The organism is Rhizobium sp. 3T7, from assembly GCF_020166565.1.
Taxonomy (GTDB): Bacteria; Pseudomonadota; Alphaproteobacteria; order Rhizobiales; family Rhizobiaceae; genus Rhizobium.
On record NZ_JAIQXS010000004.1, the window covers coordinates 245,665 to 259,557 of the forward strand.

A 13,893-nucleotide genomic window follows, 5' to 3' on the forward strand; every position below is an offset into this window, starting at 1 on the left:
CGGTGCCTCTTAAACAACGGCTGATCGCGATTTCGCCAAAAGCGCCCCCACGACGCGGTGGGGGTGCGGCGGCGTGCTGAATATGATAGATCGCACCGCCACCATCCAAGGAGGAGCCGGTGACGGCAGCGACCAACCAGGCAGATGTCCAGGCCAGCGAACTGATCCGACGGATTCTTGCCGAGAGCCCGCTTAAGGCAGCGGGCTTTATCGTGACAATCTACGGCGATGTCGTCGAGCCGCGTGGCGGCATCGCATGGATCGGCAACCTGATCGAGACCTGCGCAGAAGTCGGCATCAGCGAAACACTCGTACGCACTGCCGTCTCGCGGCTTGTCGCCGCCGGCCAGCTCTCCGGAGAAAGAGAGGGCCGACGCAGCTATTACCGGCTGTCGCGTTCGGCCGGCAGCGAGTTCGCGGCCGCCGCACGCGTGCTGTTCGCCGTTCCCGAAGAGAGCGGATGGCAGTTCGTTCAGGTGATGGGACCGGCCGTCGAAGAGGCCATGCAGTCGCTCAGGCGTGCCGGCCATGCGCGTCTCAACACCCGTCTTGCAGTTGGTCCTGCACGGCCGATCGCAGCCGCAATTCCTGCCTTGATTTTCCGCGCAGACGTCCCGCAGGACCACGATGCCTTGCAGGCGTTTGCCTCCGAATATTGGGATCTTGCAGGTCATGCGGAGGCATACGAAACATTCCTGACGCAGTTCCGCACCCTATCCGATTCGCCCAGCGCCCCCGGTTTTTCGCCCGCGATGGCACTGACGATCCGGCTCCTCCTCGTGCATCGCTTTCGCACAGTTCATCTGCACGATCCAAGGCTGCCAGCCGCTGCACTTCCCGACAACTGGCCAGGCAAAGCGGCGCGGCAGCTGTTTGCGCAGCTCTATCGACGGCTCTCACCCGCAGCTGATGCGTTCGTAGCCCGCACCTTTGTGACAGCCTCCGGCCCCCTTGCCGCTTCAACGCCCACAACAGATTTTCGCCTCGAGATGCTAGCCCACGAGGCCATTTAGCTTCCGTTCCTGAGGCTTTTCAGGTCGGTGCGCGTCTTTTGTGCTAGAATTTTCCTCGTTAACACTAAACATCACACATCTATGCAAAAAATCCATTGATCTGTGACATATCGCATGATAAATACATGACCGATCGGTCGGTTAATCAATACTAGATTGATCGGGATTGTGGGAGCAGGAGGAAATCGCGCATGTCGGAAGCGTTCATCTGTGATGCCGTTCGCACACCTATCGGCCGCTATGGCGGTGCGCTTGCTGCGGTTCGCGCAGACGATCTGGCAGCCCTCCCCCTCACTGCGCTGATGGAACGTAACCCTGAGGTCGACTGGAGCAAGGTCGACGATCTCATCTACGGCTGCGCAAACCAGGCTGGCGAAGACAATCGCAATGTAGCCCGCATGGCCGTACTGCTTTCGGGCATGCCGATCACCATTCCCGCGACCACCGTCAACCGCCTGTGCGGCTCCGGCATGGATGCCGTCGGCATGGCGGCAAGGGCGATCCGCGCCGGCGACTGTGACCTCGTGATCGCCGGTGGCGTCGAGAGCATGAGCCGGGCGCCTTTTGTCATGCCGAAGGCAGACAGCGCTTTTTCGCGCGCCAATGCCGTCTACGACACGACGATCGGCTGGCGCTTCGTCAATTCGAAGATGAAGGCTGAGTTCGGCGTCGACACGATGCCGCAGACCGCCGACAATGTGGCGGCCGATTTTGGCGTCACCCGCGCCGATCAGGACGCGTTTGCGGCCCGCAGTCAGGCCCGCTGGGCGGCGGCCCAGGAAGCCGGCCTGTTCGTTGACGAATTGGTCAGCGTCAAGGTTGCGCAGAGAAAAGGCGATCCTGTTGTCGTCGACCGCGACGAGCATCCGCGCCCCGGTACGACCGTCGATCAGCTTTCCAAGCTCAAGGGCGTCAATGGCCCGGACCTCAGCGTCACCGCCGGCAACGCCTCGGGCGTCAACGATGGTGCTGCGGCCCTTGTCGTCGCCAGCGAGGCGGCCGCGGAGGCGCAAGGTCTGACACCGAAGGCCCGCATCGTCGCAATGGCGGCAGCCGGCGTCGAGCCGCGGATCATGGGCGTTGGTCCAGCACCGGCCGCCCGGCGCGTGCTCGAGCGCGCAGGACTCACCATCGGTCAGATGGATGTCATCGAACTGAACGAGGCATTTGCCGCCCAGGCGCTCGCCGTGCTGCGCGATCTGGACCTTCGCGACGATGCACCCCATGTCAATCCGAATGGTGGCGCTATTGCGATGGGCCATCCCCTGGGCATGAGCGGCGCCCGATTGGTCACGACGGCAACCTACCAATTGCACCGTCAGGGCGGTCGCTATGCGCTTTGCACCATGTGCATCGGCGTCGGCCAGGGCATCGCAATCATTCTCGAGCGCGTCTGACGCGCGAAGGCAAAGGAGACGAACCATGTACGCACAGATGGTCAAAACCGACAGCGCCCGCGTCAAAACGCTTGATGAGATGGATCCGGTCGAACGTGCCTTTCAGGAGCGCATCGATGCTGGCCAGAAGATCGAACCGAAGGAATGGATGCCGGAAGGCTATCGCAAGACGCTGATGCGCCAGATCAGTCAGCATGCGCATTCCGAAATCGTCGGCCAGCTGCCGGAAGGCAACTGGATCACCCGTGCCCCGACGCTGGAGCGCAAGGCGATATTGCTCGCCAAGGTGCAGGACGAGGCCGGCCACGGTCTTTACCTCTACTGTGCCGCCGAAACGCTCGGCATCAGCCGGGACGAGATGTATGAGCAACTGCATAGCGGCAAGGCGAAGTACTCCTCGATCTTCAACTACCCGACGCTGAGCTGGGCCGACATCGGTGCGATCGGTTGGCTGGTTGATGGTGCGGCGATCATGAACCAGGTGCCGCTGCAGCGCTGTTCCTACGGGCCTTATGCCCGCGCCATGGTCCGCATCTGCAAGGAAGAAAGCTTCCATCAGCGGCAGGGCTTCGACATCCTGATGAAGATGGTGAAGGGCACGCCCGCCCAGAAGGAAATGGTCCAGGACGCGTTGAATCGCTGGTGGTGGCCGTCACTGATGATGTTCGGCCCCTCTGACGACGCATCGGTGCATTCGGCCCAATCGATGTCCTGGAAGATCAAGCAGAACTCCAATGACGAACTGCGCCAGAAGTTTGTCGACCAGACCGTGCCGCAAGCCGAATATCTCGGCCTGACGGTGCCGGATCCGGATCTGAAGTGGAACGAGGAAAAGGGCGGCTATGATTTCGGCGAGCCTGACTGGACCGAGTTCTTCGCCGTCATCGCCGGCAACGGCCCGTGCAATGTCGAGCGCCTCAGCGCCCGACAAAAGGCGTGGAACGACGGCGCGTGGTTCCGCGATGGTCTCGTTGCCCATGCCGAGAAGATGGCGTCGCGCCACGCCGCAGCGCGCACCGCCGCCGAGTAGTATCAAGGCTCCGGCAGCTGCCCGCTCTGAGCAGTTGCTATCGTAACAAATACGCGATTTGCGGGCCTTCGGCCGAGAAGTCGCAAGTAGGAGAAACACCGATGTCCAGCGAATGGCCCCTTTGGGAAGTCTTCATCCGCGGCCAGCACGGCCTCAATCACCGGCATGTTGGCAGCCTCCATGCACCCGATGCCGAGATGGCCGTCAACAACGCCCGCGACGTTTACACCCGTCGAAACGAGGGAGTAAGCATCTGGGTGGTTCGTTCCAGCGACATCACGGCAAGCGCGCCGTCGGACAAGGGCCCGCTGTTCGATCCGTCGAACTCCAAGGTCTATCGCCATCCGACATTCTTCGACATTCCCGATGAAGTGGGGCATATGTGATGAGCGCTATCTCCAATACGACCGTCAGCCCGACGGCACTCTTTGAGTTCCTGACGCGGATCGGCGACAATACCCTGATCCTCGGTCATCGCGTATCCGAGTGGTGCGGGCATTCCCCGGCACTGGAAGAGGACATTGCGCTTTCCAACACCGCACTTGACCTGATCGGCCAGACTCAGCTTTGGCTCGGTCTTGCCGGCGAGGTCGAAGGTCGGGGCCGCAGTGCCGACAATCTCGCCTATCTGCGCGATACCCGCGACTTCCGCAACGTCCTGCTCGTCGAACGACCGAACGGCGACTTCGGCAAGACGCTGATGCGTCAGTTTCTGTTCGATGCCTGGCATTTCCTGATGTTGAGAGCCCTGTGCGCCTCGACCGACAAGCGCATCGCTGACATCGCCGAAAAAGCCTCGAAGGAAGTTGCCTACCATCTCGATCGCAGCCGCGATCTGATCATCCGTCTTGGCGACGGCACCGCCGAAAGCCACCGGCGAATGCAGGAGGCGCTTGACGATCTGTGGGACTATACCGGCGAACTTTTCGTGGGTGATGCCTCAGATGCCGAGCTTGCTGCGGCCGGCATTGCACCGGAACCCGAAAGCCTGAAGGCCGCGTGGGACGAGCTGGTTGATGACGCGCTTTCAGAAGCGACGCTGAAGAAGCCGGCCGACGGCTTTATGCATAAGGGCGGCAAGCGCGGCGTTCATACAGAGCACATGGGCTTCATCCTGGCTGAACTGCAATTCCTGCAGCGCGCCTATCCGGGCGCGAACTGGTAAGCGGAAGGAGGCGGTGATGATAGCCGCGACTTTGCCTTCGATCGCCGATGTCTGGCAATGGCTTGGGGAAGTCCCGGATCCGGAAATCCCGGTGATCTCGCTTGTCGATCTCGGCATCATCCGCGGTGTCGCCTGGAAGGAGGACACACTGGTCGTGACAGTGACGCCGACCTATTCCGGCTGCCCGGCGACCGCGATCATCAACCTCGATATCGAGCGGGCGCTCAAGGAAAAGGGGATCGAAAACCTGCGGCTGGAGCGCCAGCTTTCGCCCGCCTGGACGACCGACTGGATCAGCACCGAGGGCCGCGAAAAACTGCGCGCCTACGGTATTGCCCCGCCGATGGACGGAACGGCGACAGACGGCATCCTGCGCCAGCGTATCGACCGGCTGTCCGGCCGCTCCAATCTGACAGTCGCCTGTCCGCGCTGCGGATCGACGAACACCGAAAAGATCAGCCAGTTCGGCTCAACGCCCTGCAAGGCGAGCTATCGCTGCACCGACTGTCTGGAACCCTTCGACTACTTCAAGTGCATCTGACCCTTTTGCCTAGTGAGGTCCGCAATATGGCGCGTTTCCATTCCCTTCAAGTCACCGACGTCAGGCGCGAGACGCGCGATGCCGTGGTCGTCACGCTGGCTCCGCAAGACGAGGACCGCGGTGCGTTCGATTTCACGCAGGGCCAGTACCTGACATTCCGCCGCAAGTTCGATGGCGAGGAGCTGCGCCGGTCCTATTCGATCTGTGCGGGGCGTGACGAAGGCGTTTTGAGGGTCGGCATCAAGCGGGTCGATGGGGGCTGCTTCTCGACCTGGGCGAACGAAGAATTGCAGATCGGTGATACGCTGGAAGCGATGCCGCCGATGGGTGCATTCTTCACGGCGATCGAACCTGAGGTTTCCAAGAGCTATCTTGGCTTTGCCGGCGGCAGCGGCATCACGCCCGTGCTCTCCATCATCAAGACGACGCTTGCACGCGAGCCCCATTCGCGCTTCACGCTCGTCTACGCAAACCGCCAGATCAGTTCGATCATGTTCCGTGAGGAGTTGGATGACCTGAAGAATACCTACCTTGGGCGGCTCTCCATTCTGCATGTGCTGGAAAGCGAAGCCCAGGATATCGACCTTTTCACGGGCCGGATCGACCCGGATAAGTGCGCAGCGCTCTTCAAGCACTGGATCGATCTGAAGTCGGTCGACACGGCCTTCATCTGCGGTCCTGAACCAATGATGTTGACGATCGCATCCGCCCTTCGCGATCACGGAATGGGCGACGAGCAGATCAAGTTCGAGCTCTTTGCGTCCTCGCAGCCCGGCCGCGCACGCCGCAAGACCGACAGCGCTTCCGCCGCCGACAGGGAGGCCGCATGCGAGGCGACCGTAACGCTCGACGGCGCCACCCGCGTCTTCAAGATGCCGAAGCAGGGACAGACGCTGCTGGAAGCGGCTCTCGAAAACAGCATGGACGCGCCTTACGCCTGCAAGGCAGGCGTCTGTTCCACGTGCCGTGCCAAGGTGATCGAGGGCGAGACCGAGATGGAGGTCAACCATGCACTCGAGGACTATGAGGTCCGCCAGGGCTACGTGTTGACCTGCCAGTGCTATCCGCTGAGCGACCGTGTCGTGGTCAGCTACGATCAATAGGTCCGCGAAAGCGAGGGAGGAATCCGATGTCCGATACCATGCCGATCGAGGAATATCTGCTCAAGGGTGGCGTGTTGACGTCGCCTGACAATGTGACCCCGCGCTATCGCGGCGAGCTTCTGCGCCTGATGGCGAGCTTCGTCGACAGTGAACTTGCGGGTGCGGCCGGCTTTGCAGACACGATCAACGATGCGCCGGGCATCAAGGAACGCATTGCGTCCGCCAAGATCGTGCTTGAAAAGACCGACCACGCCGGCCGCGTGCTGGAGATCATGGGCAGCTTCGGTGCCGACACCGACCGCTATGCCGTGCATCATCCGTGGGATGCCCGCCTGACGCGTGAGGCCGATATCGGGGCAGCACGCCAGGGCGGCGACATGCGCCTCTCGGTCTTCCACTATCCCTTGCAGGGATGGATCGACGCGGTCGTCATGAATATGCTGATGGGCACCGCAGGCACCATCCAGCTGCGGGAGCTGACCCACGTCTCCTACCAGCCGCTTGCCGAAGTGTTCCGGGCGATTCTGCCGCGAGAGGCGCATCACACCGAACTTGGTATCGAGGCGCTGAAGCGGATTGCTGAAAATGAAGACGGGGCGACGGCCGCGCGTGAAGCGATCGCCTACTGGCGCCCCCGCGTTGCGGCAAGCTTCGGACTTTCCGGCTCGGCCCGCTACGAAACGCTGGCGCGTTTCGGTCTCCGCCATACCCCCAACGAGGCGCTGCTATCTGAATGGCAGGCAGCCGTCGATGCGCAGCTTGCTGCGCTCAATCTGAACTGACCGGAAGGATAAGACAATGAACGTTCTGGCAAACCCGCCGCGCCGCCTCGAAAGCTATGTCTACGGCCGTTGGGTTCCCGGCACGAAGGATGGCGCCGAACTGCTTGATGCCTCGACAGGCGTGCCGGTGGCGTTGATCGATTCCACTGGCGTCGACTTTGTGGCGTCTTTGGCGTACGGCCGCGAAAAGGCAGGCCCGGCGCTGCGACGCATGTCGTTTCACGAGCGCGCCGCCATGCTGAAAGCGCTTGGCCAGGCGTTGATGGACCGAAAGGAAGAATTCTACGCCCTTTCGTCGGCAACCGGTGCAACGAGGGCAGATAGCTGGATCGATATCGACGGCGGTATCGGCACTTTATTGTCCTACGCCTCAAAAGGCCGACGCGAGTTGCCCAATACGCGCGTGCTCGTTGATGGTGACGTGGAAACCCTGTCGCGCGACGGTACTTTCTCGGCCCGGCACATACTGTCGCCGCTGCAGGGCGTCGCTATTCATATCAATGCCTTCAACTTCCCGGTCTGGGGCATGCTGGAGAAGCTGGCACCGACACTGCTTGCGGGGATGCCGGCGATCGTCAAGCCGGCGAGCCAGACGGCCTATCTCACCGAACTCGTCGTCCGTCGCATCGTCGAAACCGGCCTGTTGCCGGAAGGCGCCGTGCAATTGATCTGCGGCTCCGTCGGCGATCTGCTCGACCACGTCGACGGCCAGGATGCAGTAACCTTCACCGGTTCGGCCTGGACGGGCCGCAAGCTGAAGACGCATCCGGCGATCATTGAGAATTCGGTACGCTTTACCATGGAGGCCGACAGCCTCAATGCCTCGGTTCTCGGTCTCGACGCCGCCCCCGGGACGGAGGAGTTCGATCTTTTCGTCAAGGAGGTCTCCCGCGAAATGACGGCAAAGGCCGGGCAGAAGTGCACGGCCATCCGTCGTGTCATCGCGCCGCGCGCCTATTGCGAGGCACTGGTCTCCGTCCTTGGCGAGCGTCTTGGCAAGACCACGCTTGGCAATGCCACCGATGAAACCGTCCGCATGGGCCCGCTTTCAAGCCTTGCCCAGCGTGACGAGGTTCGCGCGCGCATCCGCGATCTCCTCGCCGATGCCGAGATCGTCGTCGGCGACCCTGACAATCCGCGTGTCGTGTCGGGTGACGCCGATGCCGGCGCCTTCCTCAATCCGGTCCTGCTTTATTGCGACAAGCCATGGGAAGCCAAGGCGGTGCACGATGTCGAAGCCTTCGGCCCGGTCAGCACGGTCATGCCTTATGACAGTGCCGATGAGGCGGTGGATCTTGCCCGCCGCGGCAAGGGAAGTCTCGTTTCTTCCGTCTTCACCAACGATCCCATCTTTGCCGAAGACGTGGTCCTCGGCATGGCGCCGTTCCACGGACGGGTGCTGATCGGCAACCGCACGAGCGCCAAGACATCGACCGGCCATGGCTCGCCGCTGCCCGGCCTGGTCCACGGTGGTCCAGGACGCGCCGGCGGTGGCGAGGAGCTGGGTGGGCTTCGTGGGGTCAAGCACTACATGCAGCGCACGGCGGTGCAAGGCTCCCCGACACTTCTGTCCGCCGTGACAGGCCGCTGGGTCCCTGATGCCGAGGTCCGCAAGGACGCAGAGCATCCATTTCGCAAGTCGCTGGTAGAATTACGGATCGGCGACCAGCTCGTAACCGGCACGCGCACAGTCACGCTTGAAGATATCGAGCATTTCGCCAACTTCACAGGCGATACCTTCTATGCTCACATGGACGAGGAAGCCGCCCGCGCCAATCCGTTCTTCGATGGGCGCGTTGCCCACGGCTATCTGATCGTCTCCTTCGCTGCGGGTCTCTTCGTCGACCCGGCCCCCGGCCCGGTTCTCGCCAATTATGGGGTCGACAACCTGCGCTTCCTCACGCCAGTCAATCCGGGCGATACGCTGCAGGTGCAATTGACCTGCAAGGAGATCAACCCGCGTATCGGCGCCGAGCATGGCGAAGTGCGCTGGGATTGCCGTGTTAGCAACCAGAATGGCGCGACGGTTGCTCAATACGACGTGCTGACGATGGTGGCCAAGACAAGGGATTGATTGAGATGGCGCAGGTCTACTCCTATGATGGCGTCGTGCCCGTAATCCACCCGACCGCCTTTGTCCATCCGGCCGCCGTGGTGATCGGCGACGTCATCCTCGGACCTGCCTGCTATGTCGGAGCGTGCGCTGTATTGCGCGGCGATTTCGGACGGATCGTGATGGAGCGTGGTTCGAATCTACAGGAGACCTGCGTCGTTCACGGCTTTCCGAACGTCGAGGTGGTAATCGGTGAAGACGGCCATATCGGCCACGGCGCGGTGCTGCACGGCTGCCGCATTGGTCGCAATGCCATGGTCGGCATGAATGCGGTTGTCATGGACGAAGCCGTGATCGGTGAAAACGCCATCATCGCCGCCATGGCCTTCGTCAAAGCCGGTGCTGACATCCCGGCAAACAGCCTAGCGGTCGGATCGCCGGCAAGGGTCATTCGCGAACTCAGCGAAAAAGAAATTGCCTGGAAGCGCCAGGGAACGGCCGTCTATCAGCGCCTCGCCTTGGAGGCCAAGGACAAGCTTCGGCCCGTCGAACCGCTTTGCGAACCGGAAGCCGACCGCCGGCGGATCCAAGCGCCCGACTATGATCCCTTGATCCTGGAGCGGCTCAAATTCGGTGATTGAGCTTAGAGCTGCCTCTCAATATCCCGTCATTTCAAGATAACCCCGGCCGCCATGCGTGCCTTCAAAGCGGATCGGTCCTTCCCAATAGGGCGTCCGCGTTGCCATCCAGGCCCGTGAATTCAGCGTGCTCGTCGTCACATCTAGCCCACGAGACGGCAGCTCGATCCGCCATGCGACAGGGATCTTGCGCCCGGCGACATCGGCCGTTTCTAGCGGCATTACCTTGAGTTCTCCCGGAGCCAGCGGCGCCGGCTTTCCATCCGCTGAAATCCACGTAGCGGACGTGTAGCCCTGGCCACTGTCGCGCAGTCGAAAACCCATCAGCTTTTCGCCGGAATCCAAATGCAGCGAGAACCAGTCCCAGCCTGTTTGATCCGCGGCAAGCGGCTGCGACGACCATTCCCGATCCAGCCACGCCTGACCGGTAACAGCGATTTCCCCTTCGGGAAGCGCGAGAATACCTTCGACGGTGTAGAATGGCTGCGAGTAATAATAACTTGCCTGCCCCGCGGCAGACTTCACCGAAAATCCTCCCTGTCCCTGGGCCACGATCGGACCTCTAGCCTGAAGCTGGAGGTCATAGCGGAAATCCTTGCCCGAGGCGTGAAGCACGGTTTCTGATAGCTCGTCGACGTTACCGGGGGAAGCCGATGAAGGGCGCTGCATCCGCCAGTCGTCGATCCATGCCTCGAAAGGCGCGGCAGTGACGCCAGCCTGTCCCGTTCCGCCGCGGGAAAGGCGCTCGGCAAAGTAATGCATTTCCGGCGTCGTCACCGCCGCGTGCCCCATCCAGACCTGCGGGCTCGACCAGCCGTTCTTTTCACCGGGCACAAGGCCAGAGCGGAAAAGCGTCCACTGTACGCCATAGTCGGTGCCGTCAGCCGCCTCGAGGTTGGCGGTCAGATACCACCATTCGATGCGGTAATCGGGATGCGGCCCATGATCAGCCGGGAAGCTGAACGAGGTACCAGGTTGGGGGATCGCGAAACCTTCCGCCGTCGTGCCAAGGCCGGCAAATCCTTGCGCCTCGACCGGGCTTCGCAAGGCGATACCGCTCTGCATGAGAACGATGGGGAAGAGGCATGAAAGCCAAGTCTTAGCGTTCATTGGCAAACACCTTAAGAAGATCGGCAGGCGCAATCGCAGCCAGCCGCCGCAACGGGATTAGCGCTGAAAGCAGGGCTGCAGCCAGCGCGAGCGCGCCGAGGCGCAGCCAGTCCGCGGGGAACAGATAAATCGGCAGCCGCCAGCCGAATGCCTCGACATTGACGATAGCCAGCAGAACCCAGGCGAGGCCAAGGCCGACTGGCAGTGCCGCGACCAGGGTGATGACGGCAAGAACCATGGTTCTCGCCAGTTCGAGGAGAACCAGATGTCGCCGTGTCAACCCCATCGCCCAGATCGGTGCAAGCTGTGGTAAGCGCATGCCCGAAAGTGTCGTCAGGCTCGCGAACATCGCCAGACCGGCAACGCCCAGCGTTAACACATTCAGCGTGGCAGTTACGGCAAAGGTTTGTTCGAAGATCTGCAGCGATCGCCGTTTGAGGCTCGCCTGATCGACAAGATTTTGGGGTGGAAGATCGAACGTGCTCCGAAGCTCAACGGCGAGACCCGCCACATCCGAGGGCGAAAGACGCAGACCATATCGAAGCCGCGACACATTCGGATAATGCGCTACCAGCGCATCGATACCGACGATCGCTTGTCCGGTCGGATTGCCGTAATCGGAATAGACGCCCGCCAACACAGTGTCCCAGCCGCCGGGCAGAAGGAGCCTGTCGCCGATACGGAGATTATCGCGGCGTGCTAGCTGTTCGTTGACCAGCGCGGCCTCGCCGCGCGCAATCCGATCCCAGACGTCGGGGGACGCCTCAAGCAGCGGCCAGTTGTCGCGATAAGTCGGATGATCCGCCACGCCGTAGATTTCCGCCGGTTGCCGGTTGACCGCGCCGTTAACGCTCCAGATCGGCAGCACCGCGTCCACTTTGGGGCGGAGCCACTGGCGCAGAGCCTTCGCCTCAGCGTCGCTACGCGCGGTCACATAAAGCTCGGCGGCCAGCCGCTGATCCAGCCAGCCGGTGAAGGTCAGGCGGAAGCTCGACACCATCGTGCCGACGCCGACATTGGCCGAGAGAGCCAGGAGCAGCGCCATCAGAGCCAGCGAAAGACCTGGAAGCTGCTGGCGTGTATCGGCCCAGAACCATTGCGCGACGGGCCGAGATGCCCACCGCTGCATCAGAGCCAGGAAGAGCGCGAGGACTACCGGCAAGAGCAGCGCAGAACCCAGCAGCAAACCGCCAAGAACGGAAAACCCCGCGGCCAGCCCTGATCCCGACAGGCCGAGCCCGATCGCCGTGGCAAACAGGCCAAGGGCGGCAAGGACCTGAAACCGCAGTGCGGTTTCCGACGCGCGGGCCCAGGCGCGCGGTTGCGCCGGCGCCAGCAACGGCATGCGCCACACCCGCCAAAGGCTTTGCGCGGCAGAAACGAGCGTGCCGATCACGGCGATCCCCAAACCTGTCGCCCACCATTGCGGACGCAACGTGAGCGCGCCGGGTACGCTTGCGCCGTAAAGTCCCTGCAGGGTGGCCGCGACGCCTGGAAGAAGGAACGAGGCCACGAGATAGCCGATGGCCACACCGACGATGCCGGCCACCAGAGCAAACATGATGAGTTCGGCCAGAAGAAGACCGGTCAGCGCGCGCGCCGACAATCCAAGTGAACGGAGTGTGCGAAAAGTCGGACGGCGCTGCTCGAAGGCAAGGCCGATTGCGGAATAGACGATGAAGAGGCCGACGGCGAAGGCAAGAAAGCCAAATGCGGTTAGATTTAGGTGGAAACTGTCCGTCAGCCTTGCCAGATCGCCTTGCGGGTCTGGTTTCTTCATCACCAGCTCAGGCGCGATTGCCGCAAGTGACGGGCGGCCTCCCGGCTGGTCCCGGGAGAGGATCAGCCGGCTGATCTGCCGGGGCTTTTCGAGAAGTCCCTGCGCAATCCCGATGTCTGTTATGGCGGTGCCAGGCAGTATATTGGCCGCAATGCGCATTGGCGGCAGTGGTTGACCCAATAGCTGCCCTGCGGTTTCGGGCGAAACGTAGATGAGCCCCGGCGGCATGATGAACTGAAGCAGACCGTCGCCGTTTCCGAGATCGACCTGCTGTGCTTCAACCGGCAGGCTCAGCGGCTCGACGCCGATCACGCGCAACCGGGTTGCGCCGAGACGTATCTGTCCCTCGATGATGGGTGACACTAGCCACCCTGCTCGACGGAGTTTGACAAAAACATGCTGCGGGATCAGTCCGCCGTCCACCCGCACCAGTTGCTCCAGCCGGTCCTGGCCGAGCATGGAAGCGGCGCGATCATAGCTGGCACCGGCTTCGGCATTGACCGCCTGAACCCCGGACCACAGCGCCGTCGCCAGCGATAGGCCGATCAACAGCATCAGCAGTTGCATCGGTTGGCGGCGCCAATGGGACAGCAAAGCAGACATGGCGGCTCGCCACATCACACGATCCGTCCGGAGCGGAGATGGACGCGGGCATCTAGCCGTTCGCCAAGCCGCATGGAATGGGTGACCATCAGCAGGGCCGCCCCGCTCTCAGCCACCAGCGACAGCATCAGCGCCAGAACCGCATCGCCGGTCGCCTCGTCCAGATTGCCGGTCGGCTCGTCGGCCAACACAAGCTTTGGCCGTGCAGCCAGCGTCCGCCCGATCGCTACGCGCTGCTGCTGCCCGCCGGATAGCTGTTCCGGATAGCGCATCAACAGGGCACCTAGCCCAAGCCGTTCCGTCAGTTCCGTTTGCCAGGCGGGATCGTAGCGACCGGCAAGGCGCGCGTGAAAGGCAAGGTTCGCGGCAACATCCAGCGACGGGATCAAATTGAACTGTTGAAACACCAGCCCGACCACGGAACGGCGGAGCGCTGTGCGTCCGACATCGCTGAGCCGCGATATCTCCTGCCCAGCGATCTCAATCCGGCCGGAATCGGGATGATCAAGACCCGCGGCAAGGTGCAGAAGCGTGCTCTTTCCGCTGCCGGACTCGCCTGTCAGGGCAAGGCTTCTCCCGGCCTCCAACGAAAGGTCGATGTCGTGCAGAACCTCAAGCCGACCTTCTGCAGTCTGGTAGGATTTTGAAACACTTTGCAGCACGACGATCATGGAGCTC

Annotated in this window: 13 protein-coding genes; 10 read left to right on the forward strand and 3 right to left on the reverse strand. The window is 62.1% G+C overall.

Annotation, left to right across the window (positions count from 1 at the left end; all coding sequences use genetic code 11):
- The first annotated feature begins 119 nt into the window (after window positions 1–119).
- The 10 genes from paaX (at window position 120) to K9B32_RS08540 (ending at window position 9,725) form a co-directional block, all read left to right on the forward strand.
- Window positions 120–1,013 carry a phenylacetic acid degradation operon negative regulatory protein PaaX gene (gene paaX, locus K9B32_RS08495; RefSeq protein WP_224561504.1) on the forward strand — a complete coding sequence of 298 codons (894 nt, stop codon included), beginning with the start codon at window positions 120–122 and terminating at the stop codon, window positions 1,011–1,013.
- Between the two features lie 191 nt (window positions 1,014–1,204).
- Complete coding sequence (gene pcaF, locus K9B32_RS08500; RefSeq protein ID WP_224561505.1) at window positions 1,205–2,410, forward strand: 3-oxoadipyl-CoA thiolase; 1,206 nt, start codon at window positions 1,205–1,207, stop codon at window positions 2,408–2,410.
- Window positions 2,411–2,435: 25 nt separating this feature from the next.
- A complete protein-coding gene (gene paaA / locus K9B32_RS08505; protein WP_224561506.1) occupies window positions 2,436–3,440 on the forward strand; it encodes a 1,2-phenylacetyl-CoA epoxidase subunit PaaA in 1,005 nt (334 codons plus the stop codon).
- 101 nt (window positions 3,441–3,541) lie between these two features.
- On the forward strand, window positions 3,542–3,826 hold the full coding sequence (paaB, locus tag K9B32_RS08510; protein WP_016557520.1) for a 1,2-phenylacetyl-CoA epoxidase subunit PaaB: 285 nt from the start codon (window positions 3,542–3,544) through the stop codon (window positions 3,824–3,826).
- On the forward strand, window positions 3,826–4,605 hold the full coding sequence (gene paaC / locus K9B32_RS08515) for a 1,2-phenylacetyl-CoA epoxidase subunit PaaC (protein ID WP_224561507.1): 780 nt from the start codon (window positions 3,826–3,828) through the stop codon (window positions 4,603–4,605). The genes paaB and paaC overlap by 1 nt, the downstream gene beginning before the upstream one ends.
- 16 nt (window positions 4,606–4,621) lie before the next feature.
- On the forward strand, window positions 4,622–5,146 hold the full coding sequence (gene paaD / locus K9B32_RS08520; protein WP_224561508.1) for a 1,2-phenylacetyl-CoA epoxidase subunit PaaD: 525 nt from the start codon (window positions 4,622–4,624) through the stop codon (window positions 5,144–5,146).
- Between the two features lie 26 nt (window positions 5,147–5,172).
- Window positions 5,173–6,249 (forward strand): 1,2-phenylacetyl-CoA epoxidase subunit PaaE, encoded by a 1,077-nt coding sequence (gene paaE / locus K9B32_RS08525; RefSeq protein WP_224561509.1) that lies wholly within the window; start codon window positions 5,173–5,175, stop codon window positions 6,247–6,249.
- A gap of 26 nt (window positions 6,250–6,275) precedes the next feature.
- A complete protein-coding gene (locus K9B32_RS08530) occupies window positions 6,276–7,031 on the forward strand; it encodes a Phenylacetic acid catabolic protein (RefSeq protein ID WP_224561510.1) in 756 nt (251 codons plus the stop codon).
- A gap of 16 nt (window positions 7,032–7,047) precedes the next feature.
- A complete protein-coding gene (gene paaZ, locus K9B32_RS08535; RefSeq protein WP_224561511.1) occupies window positions 7,048–9,105 on the forward strand; it encodes a phenylacetic acid degradation bifunctional protein PaaZ in 2,058 nt (685 codons plus the stop codon).
- A gap of 5 nt (window positions 9,106–9,110) precedes the next feature.
- Window positions 9,111–9,725 (forward strand): phenylacetic acid degradation protein PaaY, encoded by a 615-nt coding sequence (locus tag K9B32_RS08540; RefSeq protein WP_224561512.1) that lies wholly within the window; start codon window positions 9,111–9,113, stop codon window positions 9,723–9,725.
- Window positions 9,726–9,740: 15 nt separating this feature from the next.
- On the opposite strand, the gene K9B32_RS08545 is transcribed toward K9B32_RS08540, so the two are convergent.
- Genes K9B32_RS08545 through K9B32_RS08555 form a run of 3 tightly spaced genes read right to left on the reverse strand, consistent with a single transcriptional unit; the run spans window position 9,741 to window position 13,886 of the window.
- On the reverse strand, window positions 9,741–10,832 hold the full coding sequence (locus K9B32_RS08545; RefSeq protein WP_411969687.1) for a lipocalin-like domain-containing protein: 1,092 nt from the start codon (window positions 10,830–10,832) through the stop codon (window positions 9,741–9,743).
- The gene (locus K9B32_RS08550) at window positions 10,822–13,230 is read right to left on the reverse strand and encodes an ABC transporter permease (RefSeq protein WP_411969693.1); all 2,409 of its coding nucleotides are present in this window, start codon (window positions 13,228–13,230) and stop codon (window positions 10,822–10,824) included. The genes K9B32_RS08545 and K9B32_RS08550 overlap by 11 nt, the downstream gene beginning before the upstream one ends.
- Complete coding sequence (locus tag K9B32_RS08555; RefSeq protein WP_224561514.1) at window positions 13,230–13,886, reverse strand: ABC transporter ATP-binding protein; 657 nt, start codon at window positions 13,884–13,886, stop codon at window positions 13,230–13,232. The genes K9B32_RS08550 and K9B32_RS08555 overlap by 1 nt, the downstream gene beginning before the upstream one ends.
- Window positions 13,887–13,893 lie beyond the last annotated feature (7 nt).